At 62.9% G+C, this 23,469-nt stretch carries 19 protein-coding genes; 3 read left to right on the forward strand and 16 right to left on the reverse strand.

The genetic code is table 11. The features are described 5' to 3' along the window. Positions 1-700: 700 nt before the first annotated feature. The 8 genes from BUA69_RS00950 to BUA69_RS00985 all read right to left on the reverse strand — a co-directional run bounded on the left by BUA69_RS00950 (position 701) and on the right by BUA69_RS00985 (position 10,325). Entirely contained in the window at positions 701-2,599 is a 1,899-nt protein-coding gene (locus BUA69_RS00950; RefSeq protein WP_046136229.1) for an ABCB family ABC transporter ATP-binding protein/permease, read from the reverse strand. After that, a complete protein-coding gene (locus BUA69_RS00955) occupies positions 2,599-2,919 on the reverse strand; it encodes an ArsR/SmtB family transcription factor (RefSeq protein ID WP_052950672.1) in 321 nt (106 codons plus the stop codon). The genes BUA69_RS00950 and BUA69_RS00955 overlap by 1 nt, the downstream gene beginning before the upstream one ends. 116 nt (positions 2,920-3,035) lie before the next feature. After that, entirely contained in the window at positions 3,036-4,781 is a 1,746-nt protein-coding gene (locus tag BUA69_RS00960) for a LysM peptidoglycan-binding domain-containing protein (RefSeq protein ID WP_143154370.1), read from the reverse strand. 110 nt (positions 4,782-4,891) lie between these two features. Next, positions 4,892-6,499 (reverse strand): citramalate synthase, encoded by a 1,608-nt coding sequence (cimA, locus tag BUA69_RS00965; RefSeq protein WP_046136230.1) that lies wholly within the window; start codon positions 6,497-6,499, stop codon positions 4,892-4,894. 10 nt (positions 6,500-6,509) lie between these two features. Continuing rightward, positions 6,510-6,992: a GFA family protein gene (locus BUA69_RS00970; protein WP_046136231.1), complete on the reverse strand. Its 483-nt coding sequence runs from the start codon at positions 6,990-6,992 to the stop codon at positions 6,510-6,512. Continuing rightward, complete coding sequence (locus BUA69_RS00975; protein WP_046136232.1) at positions 6,989-7,471, reverse strand: GFA family protein; 483 nt, start codon at positions 7,469-7,471, stop codon at positions 6,989-6,991. Before BUA69_RS00975 ends, BUA69_RS00970 begins: the two co-directional genes overlap by 4 nt. A gap of 66 nt (positions 7,472-7,537) precedes the next feature. Beyond that, a complete protein-coding gene (cysS, locus tag BUA69_RS00980) occupies positions 7,538-8,983 on the reverse strand; it encodes a cysteine--tRNA ligase (RefSeq protein ID WP_046136233.1) in 1,446 nt (481 codons plus the stop codon). Between the two features lie 340 nt (positions 8,984-9,323). Next, entirely contained in the window at positions 9,324-10,325 is a 1,002-nt protein-coding gene (locus BUA69_RS00985; protein WP_046136260.1) for a fumarylacetoacetate hydrolase family protein, read from the reverse strand. A 158-nt stretch (positions 10,326-10,483) separates the two neighbouring features. On the opposite strand from BUA69_RS00985, the gene BUA69_RS00990 reads away from it, so the two are divergent. Next, entirely contained in the window at positions 10,484-11,632 is a 1,149-nt protein-coding gene (locus tag BUA69_RS00990) for a DUF2865 domain-containing protein (protein ID WP_160300144.1), read from the forward strand. Here BUA69_RS00990 and gltX read toward each other — a convergent pair. From gltX to BUA69_RS01005, 3 genes are all read right to left on the reverse strand, one after another. Continuing rightward, the gene (gltX, locus tag BUA69_RS00995; protein WP_046136235.1) at positions 11,577-12,902 is read right to left on the reverse strand and encodes a glutamate--tRNA ligase; all 1,326 of its coding nucleotides are present in this window, start codon (positions 12,900-12,902) and stop codon (positions 11,577-11,579) included. The genes BUA69_RS00990 and gltX overlap by 56 nt on opposite strands. Then, a complete protein-coding gene (locus tag BUA69_RS01000) occupies positions 12,899-14,566 on the reverse strand; it encodes an NAD+ synthase (RefSeq protein WP_046136236.1) in 1,668 nt (555 codons plus the stop codon). Before BUA69_RS01000 ends, gltX begins: the two co-directional genes overlap by 4 nt. Positions 14,567-14,689: 123 nt before the next feature. After that, a complete protein-coding gene (locus tag BUA69_RS01005; RefSeq protein WP_046136237.1) occupies positions 14,690-15,607 on the reverse strand; it encodes a hypothetical protein in 918 nt (305 codons plus the stop codon). 207 nt (positions 15,608-15,814) lie between these two features. Here BUA69_RS01005 and BUA69_RS01010 point away from each other — a divergent pair, with 207 nt between their 5' ends. Further along, entirely contained in the window at positions 15,815-16,261 is a 447-nt protein-coding gene (locus tag BUA69_RS01010; RefSeq protein WP_280136814.1) for a response regulator, read from the forward strand. Positions 16,262-16,303: 42 nt separating this feature from the next. Here the strand turns inward: BUA69_RS01010 and BUA69_RS01015 are convergent, their stop codons facing one another. The 5 genes from BUA69_RS01015 to rpiA all read right to left on the reverse strand — a co-directional run bounded on the left by BUA69_RS01015 (position 16,304) and on the right by rpiA (position 22,547). After that, the gene (locus BUA69_RS01015; protein WP_052950674.1) at positions 16,304-18,214 is read right to left on the reverse strand and encodes a PAS domain-containing sensor histidine kinase; all 1,911 of its coding nucleotides are present in this window, start codon (positions 18,212-18,214) and stop codon (positions 16,304-16,306) included. Positions 18,215-18,324: 110 nt separating this feature from the next. Next, positions 18,325-19,701 (reverse strand): class II 3-deoxy-7-phosphoheptulonate synthase, encoded by a 1,377-nt coding sequence (locus BUA69_RS01020; RefSeq protein ID WP_046136239.1) that lies wholly within the window; start codon positions 19,699-19,701, stop codon positions 18,325-18,327. A gap of 109 nt (positions 19,702-19,810) precedes the next feature. Next, positions 19,811-21,184, reverse strand: coding sequence for a glutathione-disulfide reductase (gene gor, locus BUA69_RS01025; RefSeq protein ID WP_046136240.1), 1,374 nt, complete (start codon positions 21,182-21,184; stop codon positions 19,811-19,813). Between the two features lie 114 nt (positions 21,185-21,298). Continuing rightward, positions 21,299-21,814, reverse strand: coding sequence for a DUF2059 domain-containing protein (locus BUA69_RS01030; protein ID WP_160300145.1), 516 nt, complete (start codon positions 21,812-21,814; stop codon positions 21,299-21,301). A gap of 34 nt (positions 21,815-21,848) precedes the next feature. Next, on the reverse strand, positions 21,849-22,547 hold the full coding sequence (rpiA, locus tag BUA69_RS01035; protein ID WP_072866431.1) for a ribose-5-phosphate isomerase RpiA: 699 nt from the start codon (positions 22,545-22,547) through the stop codon (positions 21,849-21,851). A 243-nt stretch (positions 22,548-22,790) separates the two neighbouring features. Here rpiA and BUA69_RS01040 point away from each other — a divergent pair, with 243 nt between their 5' ends. Continuing rightward, a complete protein-coding gene (locus tag BUA69_RS01040) occupies positions 22,791-23,384 on the forward strand; it encodes a L,D-transpeptidase (protein ID WP_052950675.1) in 594 nt (197 codons plus the stop codon). The last annotated feature ends 85 nt before the right edge of the window (positions 23,385-23,469 follow it).

A 23,469-nucleotide genomic window follows, 5' to 3' on the forward strand; every position in this document is an offset into this window, starting at 1 on the left:
ACCCCACCCAACCGCCCCGACCAGCCTCTGCCTGAGACCCCATCCCAATCCCAACCCACCCAGCCGCCCTCGCCCCCTTGCGTCCCCTCCCCCTTGAGGGGGAGGGTCAGGGTGGGGGTGCTGCGGTTCGATCCCCTCGGCGTCATTGTGTGCCACATCCAGCGCCGACGACCTCTTCGCCCCCCACGAAATCATTCCCGCTCAGGCGGGAATGACCCAGTGATGGATACGGAGGCAGCGGTTGGAGATGGCAAGCGCCGGGACCAGCCTCTGCCTAAAACCCCACCCAACCGCCCTCGCCACCTTGCGTCCCCTCCCCCTTGAGGGGAGGGCCAGGGTGGGGGTGCTGCGGTTCGAGCACCTCGGCGTCATTGTGTGCCACATCCAGCGCCGACGACCTCTTCGCCCCCACGAAGTCATTCCCGCGCAGGCGGGAATCCACTCTTGCTCTGGCGCAAGAAGAACGAATGGATTCCCGCCTGCGCGGGAATGACCCGGTGATGGGCACGGAGGCAGTGGTCGGTTAGGATGGCTTTGGCGATTGGGATCGAGATTTGGACCGGATTGGAATTGGGAATTGGACCGAGGCCGGGACCGATGCGCCCTGCCCGCCAAACATCCCGTCATCCCGGCTAAGCCGGCATTCCCAAAAGAAAACCCCGGCTTTCGCCGGGGTCACATTCAATCAGCACCACGCTTCCTATTCGGCAGCGGGCATACCGCGCTTGACGAAGCCGTCGGGGTCTTCAGTGGTCCGGCGCAGTTGTTCTTCGGCCTCGGTGGCCTCGCGCTGGCGGTTCCACATCTGGGCGTAGAGGCCGTCCTGGGCCAGCAGCTGGGCGTGCGTGCCGCGCTCCGCTACCTGGCCCTCGCGCAGGACCAGGATTTCGTCGGCATTGATCACCGTGGAGAGACGATGCGCGATGACCACTGTCGTCCGGTTGGCCGAGACCAGGTCCAGCGCCGACTGGATGTCGCGTTCGGTCTTGGTATCGAGTGCCGACGTCGCCTCGTCCAGGATCAGGATGGCCGGCGCCTTCAGAATGGTGCGGGCAATCGCTACGCGCTGCTTTTCGCCGCCAGAGAGCTTGAGTCCGCGTTCACCGACCGGGGTATCATACGCCTTGGGCAGCGTCTCGATGAAGGCGCCAACCTGGGCCATGCGGGCGGCCTCGCGCACTTCCTCAGTCGACGCTCCGGGCCGTCCATATTCAATATTGTAGCCGATGGTATCGTTGAACAGCACTGTATCCTGCGGCACCATGCCGATGGCCGAGCGCAGGCTCGCCTGGGTGATATCGCGCAGGTCCTGCCCGTCAATGGTGATGGCGCCGCCGGTCACATCGTAGAACCGGTACAGTAACCGCGAAATGGTCGACTTGCCGGCCCCGGTCGGGCCAACAATGGCGACGGTCTTGCCGGCGGGCACTTCGAAGCTGACGCCCTTCAGGATCGGGCGATCCGGATCATAATGGAAGGTGACGTTGTCGAAGCGGATGACCGGGCCGGTAATGGCCAGCGGCTTGGCGGTCGGCTTGTCGATGACCTCTGGGTCCTGGTCGAGCAGCTTGAACATCTCTTCGATGTCGGTCAGCCCCTGGCGCAGTTCGCGATAGACGAAGCCGATGAAGTTCAACGGCCGGTAGATCTGCATCAGGAAAGTGTTGAGCAGGACAAAATCGCCCAGCGTCAATGTGCCGTTGAGCACGCCGTTCACCGCCATCACCGAGATAACGATCATGCCGGAATAGAAGATGACGGCCTGGCCGAAGTTCAGGAAGCCCAGCGAGGTCCAGATGCGGATAGCCGAGCGTTCATAGCCGGCCATCGATTTATCGAAACGCTCGGCCTCCATCTTCTCATTGGCAAAGTACTTGACCGTCTCGAAGTTCAGGAGGCTGTCGATCGCCTTTGAATTGGCGTCGGTATCGCTCTCGTTCATGTCGCGGCGAATGCCGATGCGCCAGTTCGAGGCCTTGATGGTGAAGTAGAGATAGAGCCAGATCGTCACCACCAGCACGCCGAGATAGCTGATGCCGAACATGGTGACGAAGATCACCGCGGTGATGGCAAATTCGACGATGGTGGGGGCAATATTGAGCATCGTGAACCGCACGATGGTCTCGATGCCCTTGGTGCCGCGCTCGATGACGCGGCTCAGCCCGCCGGTGCGCTTGGCCAGATGAAAGCGCAATGACAGGCGATGCAGGTGATGAAACGTCCGCAGCGCCAGCTTGCGCACGGCGTTCTGGCCGACACTGGCGAACAAGACGTCGCGCAATTGCTGGAAACCGGCGTCGATGACATTGCCCAGTCCATAGGCGATCACCATGACGATGGGCACCGCCAGGCCCATGACCACGGCACTGCCGGCCCGGCTGCCATCAAGGCTGTCGATAATGCCCTTGTAGGCAAATGGAATAAGGGTGGTCGCCACCTTGGAGACCAGCAATGCAGCAATTGCCAGCACGACGCGCCACCGCAAGTCGGGGCGATCCTCGGGCCACATATAGGTCCACAGATTCTTCACGGTCGAGAGCAAGGAGCCCTCGTCCCCGCTGACGCTGGGCTTTTTAGACTTGCTCTGTTCGATGGTCATTAAACCAGTTCCGTTTCCACGTTCCGGCCATCGGGGTTCAGCCCCGTGACCATGCTGGAATAAGCTGAACCCAGCGCCGCGAGGCGGTCGTGCTGGACAATGTAACAATTGCGGGTGCCGCGCGGCAGCCGCTTGATCAGCCCGGCATCGAGCAGCACCTTGATGTGCTGGGACACTGTGGACTGCGCCAGCGGCAGCGACTCGGTCACATCCGCACAGCAGCACTCACCGCGCTGCTGGGTCGCCAGGATGCGCAGGATATTCAGGCGCACCGGATGGCCGAGCGCCCGCATGATGGTGGCAATATCGTCGTCGCGCATGGCACACTTCTATGATCGGTGATTTACGATAGAAGATGGGACGGTTGCGCGCAAGTTCAATGGACATGGAAGCGGCCCGCACCTGTGGGGAACGGGCCGCAGACGTCGCGAAAGGACTAATCGGCGCTGGCGGGCAGCGCAAACACCTGACCGGGATAGATCTTGTCGGGATCGCGGATCTGATCCTCGTTGGCGTCATAGATGGCGGTGTACTTGATCCCGGCGCCATATACGCGCCGGGCAATGGTCCACAGATTATCGCCACGCCGGATGATCGCCTTGCCGGAGGCGAAGCGCTGCGCCTCGGGATCGCCAACGGCCGTCGCCACCATGGTCGGCACATCGCTGGCCGGTGCATCTGTCGCGACCGCCTCGGGCGGCACGACCTCTGGCGGCACGGCCTCTGGCGTCACAATCGCCGCCGCAGGCGCGCCCGATGCTGGCTCAGCGGCCGGGGTCGCACTATCGCCGTCACTGATCGCAGGTTGGCTGGCGTCGGGGGCGGTTGGCGCGACTGCCGATCCCACGGGGGCCGCTTCCGGCACGCTGGACGCAACCTCTGGCGCAGTCGGCGCGACTGCTGACGAAGTCGGCGCAACGGCTGTGGCCGCCGGACTGGCCGGTGTTGGCTCGGCAGCGGCAACGGCGACCGGCGCAGCCGGCGCAGCGACCGGCGCTTCCACCGGTGCTTCCGCCGGCAGTTCAACGACGAAGTCGACCTCGGCGCGCGCTGCGACATCGGCTGTGTCGGCTTGCAGCATATCGATGCGGATGCGCTGCGATGGCTTGGTCAGGACGTTCCCGGCCTCCACCAGCCAGCGGCCGTCCGAAACCAGGGCATCGGCGATGAAACTGTCATCGACATAGAGGCGGATCGTGGCGCCTTCCGCACCGCCACCGGCAAAGAAGGTCCGCGCGCCCTCGATCTCGATGGCATCAATGGTTGGTGCTGCGCCGGCCAAGACGGCTGGTTCGGCAGTTGGCTCTGCAGCAGGCTCGGCAGCTGGCGTTGGCGCTGCTGGCTCAACCGCTGCAACTTGTGCAGGCTCGGCTTCGGCCTCGGCTGCAGGCGCATCGGCCACAGGCTGCGGGGCCGCGTCAGCAGCTGGCGCCGCTGGCGTTGCCGTTACAGTCGCCGCCACTTCGGGCTGCTCTGGAGGCGCTGCAGCGGGCGCGGACGACGCTGGTGCCGGTGCAGTCTGCGCCACTTCAGGGGCAGCAGCGGGTTCAGCCGGAAGCGCCTCGGCCGCTGCTTCAGCCGGCACGGACGGGTTGGCCGCGGCGACGGCGACGCTGGTACCCGGTGCCGGGCGCGGCAGGCCCTGCAGAATTTCGCTGGCGGCGCCGGGCGTGCTGGCGACCACCAGTGGCTCGCTGGTCTTGTCTTCATTGATGACGACGACGAAGGATTGCGCGGCGCGGCCGTCCTTGCCGGTCTCGGCCAGGGTGAGTTCGGTACCGCCCGGCGCAATCGGCTGCTCGGGAACCAGCACCCAGTCGCCGCTGGGCTCCACCGTGGTGCGGCCCAGCAGGTCGCCATTGGAATAGACTGCGACTTCGGTTCCCGGCGTGCCACTGCCGGCGATCACCACCGAACCATCGGGCTCGGCGCGCAGCAGGCCAAAGGTGGCTGCGATGAGGTTCTCCGGCACCGGCGTGGTCGTTGCGTCCACCTCGGGCACGACCTCCGCTTCACTCGGCGCCGATGCCACCGCTTCACTCGGGGCTGATGCCACGGCGCTGTCCGGCGCCGGCACGAGCCCCACCTCGACCATCTTGCCGCGCAGGCACAGCCCCATGCCGTCGGCACTGTTGAAGCAGGCGACCATCGAGGGGCCGACAAGCACGCCTATGATAGCCACGAGAGTAACTGCCGCTGCTCCGATGGTGAGCGCCAGGGGGTGTTGCGAAGCGGGGTCGGCCAGTTTGTCCTCCAGGGCGCGTCAGCGCGGTACTGCCCTTGGGCAGAGTTCTAAGTTGTCGTCGCCTGTGCCGCCTCAGTCTTCAACAACTTGTAGGTTATCGACTCATACAGCGCCTCAAACGAGGCATCAATGATGTTGGGGGAAACGCCGATGGTGTGCCAGCGTTCGCCGGTGCCGTCACGGCTTTCAACCAGTACACGGGTGACCGCGCCCGTGCCGCCGTCCAGAATACGGACCTTGAAGTCGACCAGCACCAGATCCTCGATGCGGCTCGAATACTTGCCGAGGTCTTTGCGCATCGCCAGATCGAGCGCGTTGACCGGCCCGTTGCCCTCGGCGACCGACATCAGCAACTCATCCTCGACACGGATCTTCACCACCGCCTCGGTGACGGTAACTTCCTCACCCTGGGCATTGTGCCGCCGCTCGACGCTGGCACGGTAATTCTCTACCTGGAAGAAATCCGGCAGCGTGCCCAGCACCCGGCGTGCCAACACCGCAAAGGATGCATCGGCGCCATCGTAGGAATAGCCCCGCGCCTCGCGCTCCTTGACCGTCGCCAGGAGCCGTTCCAGCCGGCTGTCATCCTTGGCCAGTTCGATCCCATGCCGCGCCAAAGCCGTCAGCAGATTGGACTTGCCCGCCTGCTGGCTGACCATGATCGAGCGCTCATTGCCGACGCTTTCGGGCGGGATATGCTCATAGGTCGAAAAATCCTTGAGCAGCGCCGAGGCGTGGATACCCGCCTTGGTGGCAAAGGCCGAGGCGCCGACATAGGGCGCCTGCCGGGCCGGGGCGCGGTTGAGCCGATCGTCAAAGGCCCGCGAGATCGAGGTCAGCCGCTCCAGCCGGGCGACGTCGATACTGGTCTCGAACCGATCGGCAAAGGCCGATTTGAGCACCAGCGTCGGGATGATGGTGATGAGATTGGCATTGCCGCAGCGCTCGCCGATGCCGTTGAGCGTACCCTGGATCTGGCGTACGCCCGCTTCCACCGCCGCCAGCGTATTGGCCACGGCCTGGCCGGTATCGTCATGGGCATGGATGCCCAACCGATCCCCCGGCGCAACGGCCAGCACCTGCCCGACAATGTCGCGGATCTCGGACGGCATGGTGCCGCCATTGGTGTCGCAGAGCACCACCCAGCGCGCGCCGGCCTCCAGCGCGGTGACGATACAGGCCTTGGCATAGTCGGGATTAGCCTTGAAGCCGTCGAAGAAGTGCTCGCAGTCGACCAGTGCTTCCTTGCCGGAGGCAACCGCCGCCGCCACCGTATCGCGGAGATTGTCGAGGTTGTCCTCCAGCGAGATTTCCAGCGCCACCCTGACCTGATGGTCCCAGGCCTTGGCGACAAAGCAGGCGGCATCGGCCCGCGAGTTCAACAGCGCCTGCACGCCGGGATCATTGGCGGCGGAGCGCCCTGCCCGCTTGGTCATGCCGAAGGCGGTGAAGGTGGCGCGGCGCGTGCGCTTCTCGCTGAAGAATTCGGTATCGACCGGATTGGCCCCGGGATAGCCGCCCTCGATATAATCCACCCCCAGCTCCTCGAGCAGGGCCGCAATGGAGATCTTGTCTTCCAGGGAAAACTCGATGCCAGCAGTCTGGGCACCATCACGCAGGGTGGTGTCGAAGATATAGAGGCGGTCTTTGGTCATCAAACGATACTCAGTCTCTGGGTGGCCAGGTGGCCGTGTCGTGATCGGGATGCTGGCGGTTGCTGGCTTTGATCGCGGAAAAATCGTCGGGATCGCTGTCCTCGGTGCTGCCGTAGTCCATCAGGCCGGAGAGTTGGTCCACCTGCGGCAGGCGGCTTTCCATCCCCAGCTGGAAAGCCAGCGGGATGGTCTCGGGGTGGTCGAACGCCCCGATGGACATGGAGATATGCTGGCTCTGGTCATGCCGGAAGAACAGCGGCGTGCCGCATTGGCTGCAGAAGCCGCGCTGCACATGGTCCGAACTGCGGAAGCTGCCGGGTGTGCCGCGCGTCCAGGTAAAGTCCTCGAGCGGCACGCCAATCAGCGCCGCAAAGAAATTGCCCGTCGCCTTCTGGCACATGCGGCAATGGCAGACATGGGGATTGTCACGCAGCGACGCGGCGCGAAAACGGATGGCGCCACACTGACAGCCGCCGGTACGAACCTGGCTCACTTGGTTCCCTCCGGACGCGGCCAATCCTGGGTGTCATGGTCGGGATGCTGGTTGGAATGGATGCCGGCGAGGAAGGTCTGCCATTCGTCCGAGATCTCGGTGCGCGCCGGCAGGCTGGTCAGCCCATCGAAGAACGGCAGCTTGTCGGCCATATTCACCTGGATCACCGGCGGCGCCACGGTCGGATCATCGAAAGCGCCGATGGCCAGTTCCAGCCCGAAGCGGGTTTCATAGGCCAGCGGCGTGCCACAATCGCCACAAAAGGCGCGACGGGCAGCGTTGGAACTCTGGAACCACTTTGGCTCGCCACGGGTCCATTGCGCGTCATGCGCCGTCACCAACGGACCGAAAAAGCCGCCAAAGGCCTTCTGGCACATGCGGCAATGGCAGATCGAGCCGCGCCCCAAGAGACGCGCCTTGAACCGCACGGCGCCGCATTGGCAGCCGCCGGTCAGGTCTTTTGGCTTAGTCCGGGACATGGCAAACCGCTTCGATAGTGTGCCCGTCGGGATCGGCAGCACTCAGAGAAATGTGGTCAGGACAGCTCATCGTTTCACCTCCCATTTGGTCCGGCGCTCCCCGGTCTCGGGGTCCTTGGAATCCATCAGGGCAATGCCCTGCTCGGCCAGTTCGTTGCGAATGCGATCCGCCTCGGCAAAGTCCTTGCCGTTGAGGGCCGCAAGGCGCGCCGCGACCGCCGCAGCGATATGGGGTGGCTCTTCCCAGCCATCGCCCGATGTCAAAAGGGTGTCGCGGCCAAAGCCCAGAAATTCAAGCGTTGCGCCAAGTGCCTGCTTTGCCGCCTGCCCGTCTTCGCGATTGGCCTGACGGGCAATCGCATCCAGTGCCACGCTGGCGCGGTGGAAATTGAGATCGTCGGCCAGCATCTCGACCACCGAGGCGTCGGGGCCGATATCTTCGGTGCTCTGCCCATCGCGGGCCGCGCGTTGCCAATCGACCAGCTTGGACTGCGCCTCTTCCAGCCGCTTCACCGAAAAGTCGATGGGTTCGCGATAATGGGTCATCAGCATGGCCAGCCGCAGCACGTCACCATGCCAGGCCTGGCCGCCCATCGCGCCTGTCTCCAGCAGGTCATTGATGGTAACGAAATTGCCCAGGCTCTTGGACATTTTCTGTCCCTCGACCTGCAGGAAGCCATTATGCATCCAGACCCTGGCCATCTCATGGGTGCCGTGGGCGCAACGCGATTGGGCGATCTCGTTTTCGTGGTGCGGGAAGATCAGGTCCAGCCCGCCGCCATGAATGTCGAACACGTCGCCCAGATAGGCCGCGCTCATGGCGGAGCACTCGATATGCCAGCCCGGACGGCCACGGCCCCAGGGGCTGTCCCAACCTGGCTCCTCGGCACTCGATTGTTTCCACAGCACGAAATCGGCCGGGTTCTTCTTGTGGGCATCCACCGCAATGCGGGCGCCCGCCAGATTGTCTTCGAGGTTGCGGCCCGACAGCGCGCCGTAATCGGGCATGGAGGTCACGTCGAACAGCACCTCGCCCCCAGCCACATAGGCGTGGCCGCGCTCGATCAGCGTGGCGATCAGCGTCACCATGTCGGGCTTGCCATCCGGGCGCGGCAGCACGAAATCGGTGGCGCGCGGCTGATAGGTCGGCTCCAGGCTGCCCAGCGCCTTCACATCGGCGGCGAACTGTCGGGCGGTCTTTTCCGTTACCCGGCGGATCGCTTCGTTGAGTGGCAGGTCGGGAAAGTCGCGCGCGGCCCGTGCATTGATCTTGTCGTCAACGTCGGTGATGTTGCGCACATAGGTCACATGCTCGGCACCATAGACATGGCGCAGCAGCCGGAACAGCAGATCGAACACGATCACCGGGCGCGCATTGCCGATATGGGCAAAGTCATAGACCGTCGGCCCGCATACATACATGCGCACATTGCCCGCATCGATGGGAACGAAGGGTTCCTTCTTGCGGGTCAGGGTGTTGTAGAGCGAAAGCTGTGGCGATCCCGAAGTCATAAAGCGTCCTGGCCATGCGTGTGCGCTAGGCGGGTGGCTCTTCGGGCATCAGGAATTTTGGATGAAGAAGACCGCGCCGCCAACGAGTGGTTAGCAGGTAATAATGCAGCCGTTAATCTGATTAACGAGGGTCTTCATGGCCGGGACAATGGCGGCACGCGGTGCCGAAATCAAGCCCCATATGCGCCAGGCATAAAAAAGGGCGGCACCTGGGTGCCGCCCAATCGCTTTGGAGGCGATCGAAAACTGGATGGATGACGAAGCCCCGTCACCACTCGACACCATCCTTGCATGCCTGACCGTAATGCCCAACGCCTACACAGGAAAGTTATTGCAGGCGCTAGAGCAGCACCACCCGCTGGTCGATTTCGCCAAAGACCGGCTGGCCATCTGGCCCGATGGCGGCAATGCGCACCTGATCCCCTGGCTTGAGGAATGGCGTGCGCGCGCGGCCATATTTGAGCTTTTCGACCGTGCGGGCCTCGGCAATGCACGCAAAGCCAATGCCATCCCTGCGGGTCGGCAAGGGCTCATCATGCCGGTTGGAGATGGTACCCGAGCCGATAATGGTGCCGGCGGCGAGCTTGCGGGTGCGCGCGGCCTCGACGATCAGCGCGGCGAAATCGAAATGCATGTCGATCCCGGCATTGGGTTGCCCGAACAGCGCATCATTGATCTGCACCCGCACCGGCAGGTGCAGTCGGTTGTCGCGCCAGGCATCGCCCAGGCTCTCCGGCGTCATCACTACTGGGGCAAAGCTGGTCGATGGCTTGGCATGAAAGAAGCCAAAGCCGTTCTGCAGGTCGTCGACCACCAGCTTGCGCAGGGAGACGTCATTGCAGACCGTCACCAGGCGGATCGCGGCGGCGGCCTGCTCGCGCGTCGCCCGCATCGGCACCGGCCCGGTGATCACGGCGACTTCGGCCTCGAAGTCCAGCGCCAGGTCGGCCTCGGGTACGGTAATGGCGTCGGTGGGGCCGGACAGCGAATCGGAACCACCCTGATAGAGCAGCGGCCGACTGGTTTGCAGCTCGGCATTCTTGCTGCCCTTGAGCGAGCGGACGCGTTCGAGATGGCTGAGATAGCCGGCGCCATCGATCCACTGATAGGCGCGCGGCAGTGGTGCTGCAGCCATGTCGGGATCGAACGGCTGCCCGGCAACGGCGCCGGCATCAAGTTCGGCGGCAAGGGCAGAAAGCGCCGGATACAGGGCCTTCCACTCATCCAGCGCCGCCTGCAGATTGGGGACGATGCGGCTGGCGGAGACGTAGCGCGTCAGGTCCCTGGACACGACCACCAATTGTCCATCGGGGCGACCATTCCTGAGGGTGGCTAACTTCATCGGGATCATCTCGTCGCTGGAGTGTGACAGCAGAGCGCTATCACGGCACGGGTTCGGCCACTATAGTGTCGCCACGCCCCCTAGCGTTGTCTTAAGGGCGCCCAAGGTTTCCGCGCAATCGCGCTGGCCTATGTGATCGCGACGAATAGGGCTCAATGGTGACTTCCGGCAAACTCAATATGCGCGCTGCGCTGCTCCTGCTGATTGCAGCGTTCAGCCTGTGCCTCGACGTCAATACCGCCTATGCCCAGTCCTCCAGCTGCTCGCGCCTGCAATCGGCGCTGCGCCAGTTCGACCGCAATGCGGACTTCCGCAATTTCGAGAACAATTCCCAGGCCGCGCGCGGGCTTGCCGCCCAGGTGCAGAGCGCCGAAAGCGCCTATGTCCGCAATGGCTGCAATGACGACGCCAAGGCCGGCCGGACGCTGACCCGTCAATGCCAGGGCATTGCGCGCGATGTGCTGCGCCTGCGCGACGACTATGCCAAGGTCAACCAGTCGGTCGGCACCGCCACTGCCGTCGCCCAGCAGCGCGAAGCGATCCTGCAGGAAATGGCCCGTTTCGGCTGCAGCGCCGAGCGCGGCTCCAGCGCCACTTTCAACAATGAGCGCCAGACCCTGTTCGACCGCATTTTCGGCACGACCTCCGAAGGCGATTTCAGCAATGGCCAATTTGTCGGCGATGAAAACTGGGGTTATGGCGGCTATGCCACCATCCGCACCGTCTGCGTGCGGCTGACCGACGGCTATTTCTGGCCCATCAGTTATGCCACCCTGCCCGACTATCTCGGCAATGACGCCGCGCAGTGCCAGCAGATGTGTCCAAACACGCCGGTCGAGCTCTACTATTACGACAATCCCGGCCAGGAAGCCGAGCAGATGCGCAACCAGAATGGGTCGCCCTATAGCGCGCTGCCCAATGCGTTCCGCTACCGCGAAGCCGTTGATATGACCAGTTCGTGCAACGCCGCTCCGACCGGTGGCGGGCAGATCACGCTGGCCACGGACGCCAGTGGACAGAACCGGGCCATTGCCGAGGTTTCAGGCTTGCGCTTTCCACTGCCGCTGCGCGACCCCCGCCGGCAGATACCGGCAGCACCGGTTGCGGTGGCGGCGGTCGAGGCGACGCTGATCAGCGTCCCACTGCCGCGGCCGCGCCCCGCCGCACCCGGCGAAGCGCCAATTGCCCGGCCGGTGGCCCCCGATGCCGGCGAGCCCAATCTGCGGCTGGTTCAGTTCGGCGATCGAACCGTCAGAGTAGTCGGTCCAGACACGCCCTACGCCCAACCAGTACGAGCAGGTTCTTGAGTTCCGGGCCATCGTGACGGCCGGTCAACGCCATGCGCAGCGGCAGGAACAGAGCCTTGCCCTTGCGCCCGGTGGCAGCCTTGAGTGCATTGGTCCATTCACCCCAGGTTGCATCCGACCACGGTTCTGCTGGCAGTAGCTGGCGGGCGGTGCTGACAAATTCGCGGTCCTCGTCGGCGATTACCGGCGTCACCGGCCCGGTGACCAGCTTGGACCATTCGACGATATCGGCGAACTTGGTCAGGTTCTCGCGCAGCAGCAGCCACAGGGCTTCGCCCTCGATTCCCAGCGCTGCCAGGCGGGGCGCTGCGGTCTCGTAGGACATGGTGTGCAGGATGCGCGCATTGAGCCCGTCGAGCTCGGCGGGGTCGAAACGGGCAGGACCAAGCGAAATCGACAAGAAGTCCAGCATGCTGGCTATTTCATCGAGCGAAGCATAGGGCTGGATGGGCAGGCTGGTCCCCGTCAGGGTCGCCATGATCGCCACCGCAATCGCCTCATATCCCTGTTCCCGCAGGTCGGAAAGCGACAGCGATCCCAGGCGCTTGGAGAACCCCTGCCCCTCGGCGTCGGTCAGCAGATTATGATGCGCGAACAGGGGAACGCTGCCCCCCAAAGCCTCGAAAATCTCGATCTGCGTCCCGGTGTTGGAAACGTGGTCTTCGCCCCGGATCACATGAGTAATCCCCAGGTCGATATCATCCACCACCGACGGCAAGGTGTAGAGATACGAGCCATCCTCCCGCACCAACACCGGGTCCGACATCGACGCCGTATTAACCGTCTGCCCCCCCTTGATCAGATCATCGAAATGCACGGGACGGCCATCGAGTTTGAAGCGCCAATGTGGCTTGCGGCCCTCGGCCTCCAGCCTGGCGCGGTCCTCGGCGGTCAGCTTGAGCGCGGCGCGATCATAGAGCGGCGGCCTGCCCATGGCCCGCGCCCGCGCGCGGCGGCGGCTGAGTTCGTCCTCGGTTTCGTAGCAGGGATAGAGCCGGCCGGAGGCAATCAGCGCGTCGCGGGCGGCGTCATAGAGCGCGGTGCGCTCGGACTGGCGCACCAGGAGGTCGGGCTTGACGCCGAACCAAGCCAGATCGGCCTCGATCCCGTCGGCTGACTCGCGGGTCGAGCGGGCAAGATCGGTATCGTCCATGCGCAGCACATAGCGGCCGCCATGGCGCTTGGCGAAGAACCAGTTGAGCAGCGCCGGACGGGCATTGCCGAGATGCAACCGGCCGGTGGGCGACGGTGCGTAGCGAACTATGGTCATGCGCCAGTGCGGTCCTTGTAACCATTGGTGATGGGATATTTGCGGCCAATGCCAAAGGCCTTGGGCGTCAGCTTGGGGCCCGGAGCCGATTGACGGCGCTTGTACTCAGCGATGTTGATCAGCTTTTCGATGCGCTGCACCAGTGCCAGATCGAAGCCACGCGCGACGATCTCGCCGATCGACAGTTCCTCTTCGACCAGCGCCTCGATGATAGCATCCAGCACCGGGTATGGCGGCAGGCTGTCCTGATCGGTCTGGTTGGGGCGCAGTTCGGCTGATGGCGCCTTGTCGATGATCGCCTGCGGGATAACTGTGCCTGCGGGCCCACGGCTATCGCCCGGCAGATTGGCATTGCGCCAGGCGGCGAGCTTGTAGACCTGCATTTTCAGCATGTCCTTGAGCGGATTGTAGCCGCCGTTCATGTCGCCATAGATGGTGGCATAGCCGACGGCCATTTCCGACTTGTTGCCGGTAGTCAGCAACATGGAACCCAGCTTGTTGGATACTGCCATCAGCACCACACCGCGCATGCGCGACTGGATGTTCTCTTCCGCCAGGTCCTGCGGGCGGTCACCGAAAATGGGGGCGAGCTGCACGAGCGCTGCGTCCACCGGATCGCCAATCGAGACGATGTCGTAGCGCACGCCCAGCAGGTCCGCACAGTCCCTGGCGTCCTTGAGGCTCGCCTCGGAGGTATAGCGATAGGGCAGCATCAGGCAGTGGACGTTCTCGGCACCGAAGGCGTCGACTGCCATGGCCGCCACCACGGCGCTATCGATGCCACCGGAGAGGCCGAGCACCACCTGCTTGAAGCCGTTCTTGTGCACATAGTCGCGCAGGCCGAGCACGCAGGCGCGCCAGGGCGCTTCGTCGACTGAGGTCAGCTCGACCACATCGCCCCTGGCGCAGGTCCAGCCCTCGTCGCCGCGCACCCAGTCGCTAACGATGAAGTCATTCTCGAAGGACTTGCCCTGAAACACCAGCTTGTTGCCGGGCTCCATGCCGAAGGAGGCGCCGTCAAACACCAGTTCGTCCTGGCCGCCGACCTGGTTGAGGTAGAGCATGGGCACCTGGTCTTCCTCGACCCGCGCACGCACCAGATCCTTGCGGACATGCTGCTTGTTGGTCCAGTAGGGCGAACCATTGGGGCAGAGCAGGATTTCCGCACCACGCTGGACCAGATGCTCGCAGACCCATGGGTGCCAGATGTCCTCGCAGATCGGAATGCCGACCGGCACGCCCTTGATCATGACTGGATCGGACAATGGCCCGGCAGCGAAATAGCGTTCCTCATAGAAGACATCGCTGTTGGGCAGTTCGCGCTTGATGCGCGTGGCAATGATCTCGCCGTCCTCGGCGACGACGACGGCATTGTGCAGTCCGGTGTTCTTCACCCAGACGGTGGGCAGAATCAGCGTGACGCCGGTTCCGGCCGTATCGGCAACCAGCGTCTTGGCCGTGGCGATGGCGTCCTTGAGAAACTGCGTCTTGAACAGCAGGTCATCTGGGAAATAGCCGGTCAGGAACAGTTCGGAGAGCAGCAGGATATCGGCCTTGGCCGCCTGCGCATCGGCAAGTGCCTGACGCGCCAGAGCTAGATTGCCGGGCAGATCACCCACCTTGGGATTGAGCTGGGCGAGCGCAATTCGGAGGCGATCTGTCACTTTGGATGGGTCCGTTCGCTGGGGACTATGGCGTGGCGAGGGAGGCCCGCGCGCGGCAAAGACTTAGCCGCTCACCCCGATCAGGGCAAGCGGCCAAAGCTAGAGCTGCGTTGCTGCAAGAGCCTAGAAGCGGCCGGTCACTTCAGCGACGACACCATAACGCACCAGTGAGAAGCCGCTGAGCAAGGTGTCGCTGTAGATATAGGAGTTTGGCGTCGCCGCGTTCCACTGCTTGAACCGCATGCTGCTCGGGCCAGTAAGCACAGAGGCGCGGCCGCCGAAGCGGAAGGTGAGGTTTTCGGTGGGATGCACGCCAACCATCACTTGGCCAGTAGCGCCATAGAGGGCGCCGGTGGCAGTGAAATTGCTCCGATTGACCGTTACGCCCTGCACGACCTGATCGGCGGACGGAATTTCTGCAGTCGAACCCGAAGCGAAGGCATAGGGGACGGCAGCGATCTCGGCCTCGATATCGAACATGTCGTTGATTTCGGCGCGGCCAGTCACGCCAAGGCGCAGGGCATGGATGTTGAGGCCATCGATGGACTGGACGTCAAATCGCGCCCGGTCAGGCGACTCGCGCAGGAACTGGTAGCCGGTGATGAAGCCGAATTTGACCGTCTCGTTGCCGAATGGGGTCCAGCCGAAATCGGCACCGGCGTAACCAACCTGACCGCCGGTAAAGTTGGTGGGGACGCCGGCATGGGTCAGATGCTCGCCATCAATAGCGACGGCATAGCCCGCCTGCCCCTTGAGGAAGCTATCGGTCGATGCATCGTCGATGCGGAAATGGGCTTCAAGGATATGGCTACGATCCCTGGTATTGAAGGTCTGCCCGCCAAGCTCCGCGTTCTGCTCGCCAAGGGCATACCAGTAGCGCAGGCCCGCTTCAAAGCGCAGCGGATTCTCCGGGCTGTCTTCCCAACTTGTTGGATAAGCGGGGCGCAGGTCCGGGAACATTAGGTTGGCATCGGCGGCCAAGGCTGGGGCCGCTGCGCAGAGGGCGGCCAGGGCGACGATGCTATGGAGCGGGCGCAGCATGAATGCCTCCGAAACTGACGACCTTTCAGGTCTTGTCCAATTCATGCCGCATTAGGGTTAATGTTCCGCTAAACCCGGACTGGACTGACGGCTTGGGATTTTGGTAACCCCCAAGGGGGATAATCCCGATCACAACAACGCTGCCATGCGTGATTTTCCCGCAACCCATCGCCCACTTGATGAGTTCCGTCCTGACAGAAAGCAAAAGTGACTAAAAGAGCTGAGGTTATGACCTGCAATATACTGATTGTTGAGGACGAGATTTTCGTCGCTGCCGAAATCGAGCATGTGATTGCCGAAATGGGTCACAAGCCGGTCGGTATCGCCGCAGACCAGCGGACCGCGCTTGGTTATGCCGGTGACACAGACGTCGCTCTTGTCGATCTCAACCTGCAGGATGGCCCAACAGGCCTCTCCATCGGGCGCATTCTGGCCCAGACCCATGGCGTCACGGTGCTGTTCATGACCGCAAATCCTTCACAGCTCGGGGGCGGCATTCCTGGCACGCTGGGCGTCTTGCCCAAGCCGGTGACGGATCGGGAGCTCAAGCAGGCGGTTGAATATGCGGTTGCGCGCCATCGCGACGCCGAGGCTACGCCACCACGTCGTCTGCAGCTCTTCAACTGGTCGTCCCTCAGGGGCAATCCCGCCTGAGCGGCGAGCTGAAAGACATCCCGTCCATTCGGGCAGCCACGGTTATTCCTCTGCGTCTTCCGGTGTCGTTGCGCGGCATAGCGCGTTGATCGGCAGATCGATTTCGACGCGCAGGCCATCGGCCTCCCACACCCGCACCAGCTTGCCCCGCAATTGTCCCTCGACACTCAGCGAGATCAGGCGCGAGCCAAAGCCCGCCGCCCCTGCGTCAGAGTCCAAGGCGGGACCACCGAGCTCCTTCCACGACAAATGATAGCGCTCGCCATCGCGCGAGCCCATCAGCATCACGCGGCCGCCATGGCGCGACAGCGCGCCATATTTGGCTGCATTGGTGCCAAGCTCATGGATCAGCAGAGCAATGGGCGTTGCCGCGCCGTCATCGATCTCCGCATCATCGCCCGCAAACTCAATACGGGCCGCATCGTTTTCCTCATAGGGCTGCAACAGCCGCTCGATCAGCACGCGAAGCGAGCCCTGCCCTTCCGGGGGGCGCGAGATATGGCTGTGAGGCCGCACGAAGTTATGGGCTTCACCTAGTGCATAAATGCGCTGGCGCAGTTCGTCGGCGAATGGCTTGATCTCGGGCCGATTGCGTGCCGACAGGCTGATGATACCGGTCAATACCGCAAAGATGTTCTTGATGCGATGGCTGAGCTCCTGGGCGACGAGCTCGCGCTCCTCCGCCGCCAGACGTGTCTCATGAATATCGGTGCAGGTGCCAAACCAACGCACAATGGTGCCATTGGCATCGCGAACCGGCAGCGCCAGTCCGAGGGTCCAGCGGTAGTCGCCGGAGCGATGGCGCAGCCGATACTCAATCTGGTAGGGTTCGCCAGTTGCCAGCGAGCGCTGCCAGACGTCCCAGGCGCGCGACTGATCGTCGGGATGGAACACACCATTCCAGGCTTCGCCATCGGTGGAGCCGACCGGCATGCCAGTGAACTCGTACCAGCGCGCATTGTAATAGTCGTGGAAGCCATCGGCCAAGGTCGACCAGACCATTTGCGGCATGGTGTCGGCGAGGGTGCGGAAGCGCAGCTCGCTTTCGGCCAGCGCCTCGCTGATCTGCTTCTGCTCGGTAATGTCGACTGCCACCCCCGGGAAACGGGTGGCATTGCCATTCCCATCCTGGCGCGCCCGCCCCGATGCAACGATCCAGCGAACGCCTCCTTGCTTGCAAAGCAGGCGATACTCGGAGCGGTAGTCCAAACCATTGGCAACGGCGGCCATGATCTCGGCGCTGACCCGTTCGCGATCATCCGGGTGGATTGCTGCGAAAAACTGCTCGATCTCTACGCCGAGACCGGCGCGCAACGGATCGATGCCATACATCTCGGCAAATTTGTCATCGGCAGTGACGACATTATTGACCACGTCCCAATCCCAGGTGCCAACAAGACTGGAGCCACTCAACGCCAGCGACAGGCGCTCTTCGCTGCGGACCAGGGCCTTCTCGGCGAGCACCCGCTCGGTGGTTTCATGGACGAGACAGAGCGTGCCCATCGGCAGTCCGTCTTCGCCCAGTATGGGACTGTAATGCAGGTCCATCCAGCCGGATTCCAGGTGACCGTGGCGGTTCAGCACCAATTCCTGGTCGCGCAGCGTCAGGGCCTCGCCGCGCAGGCCCATGGCGATCTTCTCGCGATTGAAGTCAGCAATCTCCGGCCAGGCATCGGTGGCGGGCATGCCAAAAATCTGAGGATGCCGGTTACCCGCGAAACTTGCATAGGCGTCGTTGTAGATCAAAACGCCGGCTGGCCCGATCAGCATGACCATGGGCGAAGACGAGGCCATCATGACGCGCACGGCGCCCTTGAGGCTTTCCGCCCAATTGGGGATCGCCCCCAATGGCGTCTGCGACCAGTCAAAATCGTTGATCAGCTTGAGCGTGGGGCTCTGCTCGAGGCGGTTTCGGGTTTCAGCTGAAGCCGCAGGAAACAGGGACCTTGGCATGGGCAGGTATGGTCTCGACTTTGGAGATTCGGATAAGGGCAGCGCTGGCAAACCTAAGGCCGCGAGTTAGAACGCGCGGCCCTGCCAATCGGTTCGACACTCTACTCGAATTATTCTCCGGCGGCGAGTTGCTGGCGTGGCGGCCGCTGGGCATGCACTTCCTCGGCGACGAGGAAGGCCAGCTCCAGTGCCTGGCTGGCATTGAGGCGCGGGTCGCAATAGGTGTGGTAGCGATCCGACAGCGAGGCTTCCGTCACAGCCGACATGCCACCGACGCATTCGGTGACGTCATCGCCGGTCATTTCGATATGCACGCCGCCGGCATAGGTGCCCATCTCGCGATGGATCTCAAAGAAGCTCTTCACTTCCGACAGCACGCGATCGAACGGGCGGGTCTTGTAGCCGGTCGAGGCCTTGATGGTGTTGCCATGCATAGGATCGGAGCACCAGACGACCGTGCGGCCGGCCCTCTGGACGGTCTCGATGTGGCGCGACAGGTGATCATGGATCTTGTCGGAGCCATAACGGCTGATCAATGTGATGCGGCCGGCTTCGTCGGTGGGGTTCAACCGGTCGAGCAGGCGCAGCAGGTCGTCACCCGACAGGCTGGGACCGCACTTGATGCCAATGGGATTTTTGATGCCCGCGAAATATTCGACATGGGCTGCGTCAGGCTGGCGGGTGCGATCGCCGATCCACAGCATGTGGCCGGACGTGGCGTACCAGTCATTGGTGATGGAGTCGCGGCGGGTCAGTGCCTCCTCATAGCCCAGCAGCAAGGCTTCGTGGCTGGTGAAGAAGCTGGTCTGGCGCAAGGCCGGGGTATTGTCGGGGTTGAGGCCAAGCGCCGCCATGAAGGTGATGGCGTCGTCGATCTTGCGCGCCACTTCCTCGTAGCGCGGATACCAGTTCGAGCCCTTCATGAACCCGACAGTCCATTCGTGGATGCGGGTCAGTTCGGCATAGCCGCCCATCGAGAAGGCACGCAGCAGGTTCAGCGTGGCAGCCGACTGGCGATAGGCCTGCAGCATGCGATCGGGATCGGGAACGCGGGCGCCCTCGGTGAATTCGATGGAATTGATGATGTCGCCGCGATAGCTCGGCAATTCGACGCCATCGATGATTTCGGTGTCCGACGAGCGCGGCTTGGCGAACTGACCAGCCACCCGGCCGACCTTGACGACGGGCTTGGAAGCCCCGTGCGTCAGCACCACCGCCATTTGCAGGAAGACGCGGAAGAAGTCGCGAATATGGTCGGCGCCGTGTTCGGCAAAGCTCTCGGCGCAATCGCCGCCCTGCAGCAGAAACGCCTCGCCGCGCGCAACAGCAGCCAGCCGGGACTTGAGCTCACGGGCTTCGCCAGCAAAAACCAGCGGCGGGAAGGTCCCGAGCTGACGCTCCGCCTCCTGCAAAGCGGCCTCGTCCGGATAGAACGGCACCTGGGAAATCGGCTTATCGCGCCAGCTGCTCGGGGTCCATGTGGTCATCTGAGGTCTCGTTCACGCAGGTCAACTTATCGCCTGCGGCGGTCTACCAAGGCTGGCGGGCCCTGCCAAGCAAATTGCGGCACCCGCCCTATCGGCCTTTCGGCCATGGCTAGACCTTGACGCCATCCCGGTAGACGTAGCTGGGGGCCTTGAAGGTCACCAACTCTTCGGCTGTGCTGGGATGCAGCGCCATGGCACGGTCGAAATCAGCCTTGCTCGCGCCCATGCCCATGGGAATGGCGACGAGCTGGATCATCTCGGCGGCGCCTGGCCCCAGGATATGGCAGCCCAGTACCTTGCCGCCATTGGCCTCGGTGATCAGCTTGAGCACGGTGCGCTCGGTCTTGGTGGACAGCGTGTTGATCATCGGGCGGAACCGGGCGACGTAAACGTCGATATCGCCATGAGTTGCGGCTTCCGGCTCGGTCAGGCCGACAACCCCAAGCTCCGGCTCAGAGAACACCGCCGTCGGGATCAGCGAGTGATCGACCGCCAGCGGATTGTTGTTGAACACGGTCTCGGCGAAATACCAGCCCTCACGGATGGCAACCGGGGTGAGCGCGGCGCGGCCGGTGACATCGCCAACGGCATAAATCGATGGGCAGGACGTCTGCGAATAGGCGTCTACCGCGATGGCGCCTGTGGAATGCAGCTTGACGCCGGCGGTTTCGAGACCGAGGCCGCGCACGTTCGGCGTGCGGCCGGTGGCAAACATGACCTGCTCATAGGGCGCGGTGACGCCGTCGCTGAAGGTGGCGGCAATGTCGTTGCCGTCACGGGTCAGCATGGTGATGGTGGTCTGGTAGATCAGTTTGATGCCATGATCCTGCAGCCCGGCTTCCAGCCCGCGCCGCAGGTCCTCATCGAAGCCACGCAGCACGCAGTCGCCGCGATAGATGATGGTGGTATCGACACCCAGTCCGGCGAAGATCGTCGCAAATTCCACGGCGATATAGCCGCCGCCCTCGATCAGGATGGAGCGCGGCAGCTTGGCAAGATCGAAGGCTTCATTGGACGAAATGGCCAAGTCGGCGCCCGGAATTGCGGGAATATGGGGGTGACCGCCCGTGGCGACGAGAATGTATCGCGCGCTGAGTTCGCGACCTCCATTGACCAGACGGACCGAATTGGGCCCGGTGACGACGCCTCGGTCACGGATGATTTCGACGCCGGGCTTCTCCAGATTGGAGGTGTAAGCGTGCTCGAGCCGGGTGATTTCCTTTTCCTTGTTGGCCACAAGGGTTGGCCAGTCAAAGCTGGCATCGACCTGCCAGCCAAAGCTGGAGGCGACATCGAACAGACCAGCAAAGCGGCTGGCATAGACATAGAGCTTCTTGGGGACGCAGCCGCGGATCACGCAGGTGCCGCCGACGCGGAACTCCTCGATGATGGCGACGCGCGCGCCGTAAGTGGCGGCCATCCGTGCCGCGCGCACGCCGCCGGACCCAGCACCGATAACAACAAGATCATAGCTATCGGACATAGGGAGCTCCTTGGGCGGGGTAATATCGGCATGTTACGATGAATGTGGCGACGCGCTTCGCATAAAAAAAGACCCCGCACAAGGCGGGGTCCGGTATCGCTGCGTCGGGATCGATCAGATTTCGATACCCTGGGCGCGCAAATCGGCACGCACTTTGGCGAAGAATTCGCGCTTCAGATTGCCGGTGAACACTTCCATGACGCGCTGCAGATCGACGTTCACTTCCGCATTGGCCTGGGCCAGTTTGAGGCCAACCGGGGATTCGTAGAAGTTCACGATCTGCTGCAACTCGTCCATCGAGAAGCGAACGGCATAGATGCGCGCGAACTGGTCAAGCAGCTCGCCCTTGCGGCCTTTGTATTCCTCGATGGTCTTGGTAATGACCGCATCGGTCTGATCGATGATCTCGGGGTTCTGCTGCACGATCTGGCGCATCGTCTCGATGCCGGTTTCAACGATCGTGACTTCGTAGATGGCCGAGCGGTCGGTCAGGTCGACATATTTACGCGCCAGAGCCAGGTGCTCGGGTGCGACTTCCTGAGCAACAGCCGGCATCGCCAAAGCGATCATGCCAGCGCTCAGAACCACTGCAACCAACGCCTTTGCGCGCACTGCGAAACCCATCTTCATCGAAACGCCCATCCTTGCTCTATCCACGCCCTGCTTATCGTTCGGTGAGAATGGTTCTTACGCCATCCGCCGTCGCCACATAAGCCTTTTTGCACATATTGAGGAACAGCCCATGCTGGACCACGCCCGGAATGTCCAGCAAAGCCCTTGAAAGGGCTTCTGGCTGCGAAATGCGGCCAAAAAATGCATCGAGGATCAGGTGCCCGCCATCGGTAACGAAGCTCTCACCGGTCGCCGCAAGGCGCAGTTTGAGCCCACCTTCGGCGCCCTGCGCTACAAGCACCGCCTCGATCGACCGGCGCGTTGCGCCCAGACCGAAGGGGTTGACCTCGATGGGCAGGGGATAACGACCAAGGGTTTCGACCAGCTTTGAAGCATCGGCGATGACGATCATCTGATCGGACGCCGCCGCGACGATTTTCTCGCGCAGCAGCGCACCGCCGCCGCCCTTGATCAGGTTCAACGCCAGATCGAGCTCGTCGGCGCCATCAATGGTGATGTCCAGTCGGTCGATCGTATCGAGGTCGGTCAGGGGGATATCGAGCGAACGCGCCTGCGCTGCAGTGACTTCGGAAGTGGGCACGCAGAGGCAGTCAAAGCCCTGCGCAACGCGCTCACCGAGCAGTTCGACGAAGTGCTTGGCAGTGGAGCCGGTACCCAGGCCGAGACGCATGCCAGATTCGACCTGTGTCAGCGCCATGGCCGCAGCCTGCCGTTTCAATGCTTCACTCACTGGAAATCCTCCAAATTCGTGCAGCCGTCATGGTGACTGCGTGCTCCCCTGTCAACCCGGCGTTCACACCTTGGTGAACATGAATTGTAACCGGCCAGCAACACAATTTGGCCAAGGTGCTGGGACTGTGGCGGAAACGCGGCACCCACCCTTTCCGCGCTGATGTGAAACGCGTATGCAAAATTCAACACTGAGCGGCCCGAATCACGCGGCCAGTTCAACTGTCAGAGGCCCAGTCGACACATGTTCAAGTTGAAATCTGCGATGGCTCTTTCGCTGTCGATACTGTTGTCGTTCACCACGATTATGCCAGCGATGGCGGCGCGCGTGTACAATGCAGACACCAATACCTGGGAAGAAGCATCTGTCGCCAAGACGCGCAACAGAGGCGGCAGCCCAGTCAAGCGAGAGGTCGTCGAATACGCGACCAATCACAAGCCGGGCACCGTTGTTGTTGAAACCGATGAACGTCGTCTGTATTTCGTCCTCGAGGGCGGCAAGGCCGTAAAGTACGGCGTCGGCGTTGGTCGCGACGGCTTCACCTGGTCGGGCAGCCATCGCATTACCCGCAAGGCGGAATGGCCCGGCTGGACCCCTCCTCCGCAGATGCGCAAGCGTGTCCCCGATCTGCCGGCATACATGCCTGGCGGCCCGGAAAACCCGCTTGGAGCGCGGGCGATGTATATCGGCTCGACCCTTTATCGCCTGCACGGAACCTCGGAACCCTGGTCCATCGGGCAGGCGGTATCCTCGGGCTGCATTCGGCTGACCAATGATGACGTTGTCGATCTCTACGAGCGCGTCAAGGTTGGCGCGTTGGTGGTGGTGAATCACTAAGGCTTTGAAAATACTGACATTCAAGGCCGCCCTTCGGGGCGGCTTTTTTATTCGGCAAGGCTTTGAAAGCGGCGGAATGGGCGGT

The sequence above is a fragment of the Devosia limi DSM 17137 genome, assembly GCF_900128975.1.
Taxonomy (GTDB): domain Bacteria; phylum Pseudomonadota; class Alphaproteobacteria; order Rhizobiales; family Devosiaceae; genus Devosia; species Devosia limi.

What these genes read in the sequence shown, in the direction of transcription:
- cysS (WP_046136233.1), bottom strand. Translation starts at nt 8,983, where the DNA reads ATGACTTCGGGATCGCCACAGCTTTCGCTCTACAACACCCTGACCCGC.
- cimA (WP_046136230.1), bottom strand. Translation starts at nt 6,499, where the DNA reads ATGACCAAAGACCGCCTCTATATCTTCGACACCACCCTGCGTGATGGT.
- BUA69_RS01015 (WP_052950674.1), bottom strand. Translation starts at nt 18,214, where the DNA reads ATGCCAAGGTCCCTGTTTCCTGCGGCTTCAGCTGAAACCCGAAACCGC.
- BUA69_RS00975 (WP_046136232.1), bottom strand. Translation starts at nt 7,471, where the DNA reads ATGTCCCGGACTAAGCCAAAAGACCTGACCGGCGGCTGCCAATGCGGC.
- BUA69_RS01020 (WP_046136239.1), bottom strand. Translation starts at nt 19,701, where the DNA reads ATGACCACATGGACCCCGAGCAGCTGGCGCGATAAGCCGATTTCCCAG.
- BUA69_RS01040 (WP_052950675.1), top strand. Translation starts at nt 22,791, where the DNA reads ATGTTCAAGTTGAAATCTGCGATGGCTCTTTCGCTGTCGATACTGTTG.
- BUA69_RS00985 (WP_046136260.1), bottom strand. Translation starts at nt 10,325, where the DNA reads ATGAAGTTAGCCACCCTCAGGAATGGTCGCCCCGATGGACAATTGGTG.
- BUA69_RS01005 (WP_046136237.1), bottom strand. Translation starts at nt 15,607, where the DNA reads ATGCTGCGCCCGCTCCATAGCATCGTCGCCCTGGCCGCCCTCTGCGCA.
- gor (WP_046136240.1), bottom strand. Translation starts at nt 21,184, where the DNA reads ATGTCCGATAGCTATGATCTTGTTGTTATCGGTGCTGGGTCCGGCGGC.
- gltX (WP_046136235.1), bottom strand. Translation starts at nt 12,902, where the DNA reads ATGACCATAGTTCGCTACGCACCGTCGCCCACCGGCCGGTTGCATCTC.
- BUA69_RS01030 (WP_160300145.1), bottom strand. Translation starts at nt 21,814, where the DNA reads ATGAAGATGGGTTTCGCAGTGCGCGCAAAGGCGTTGGTTGCAGTGGTT.
- BUA69_RS00950 (WP_046136229.1), bottom strand. Translation starts at nt 2,599, where the DNA reads ATGACCATCGAACAGAGCAAGTCTAAAAAGCCCAGCGTCAGCGGGGAC.
- BUA69_RS00955 (WP_052950672.1), bottom strand. Translation starts at nt 2,919, where the DNA reads ATGCGCGACGACGATATTGCCACCATCATGCGGGCGCTCGGCCATCCG.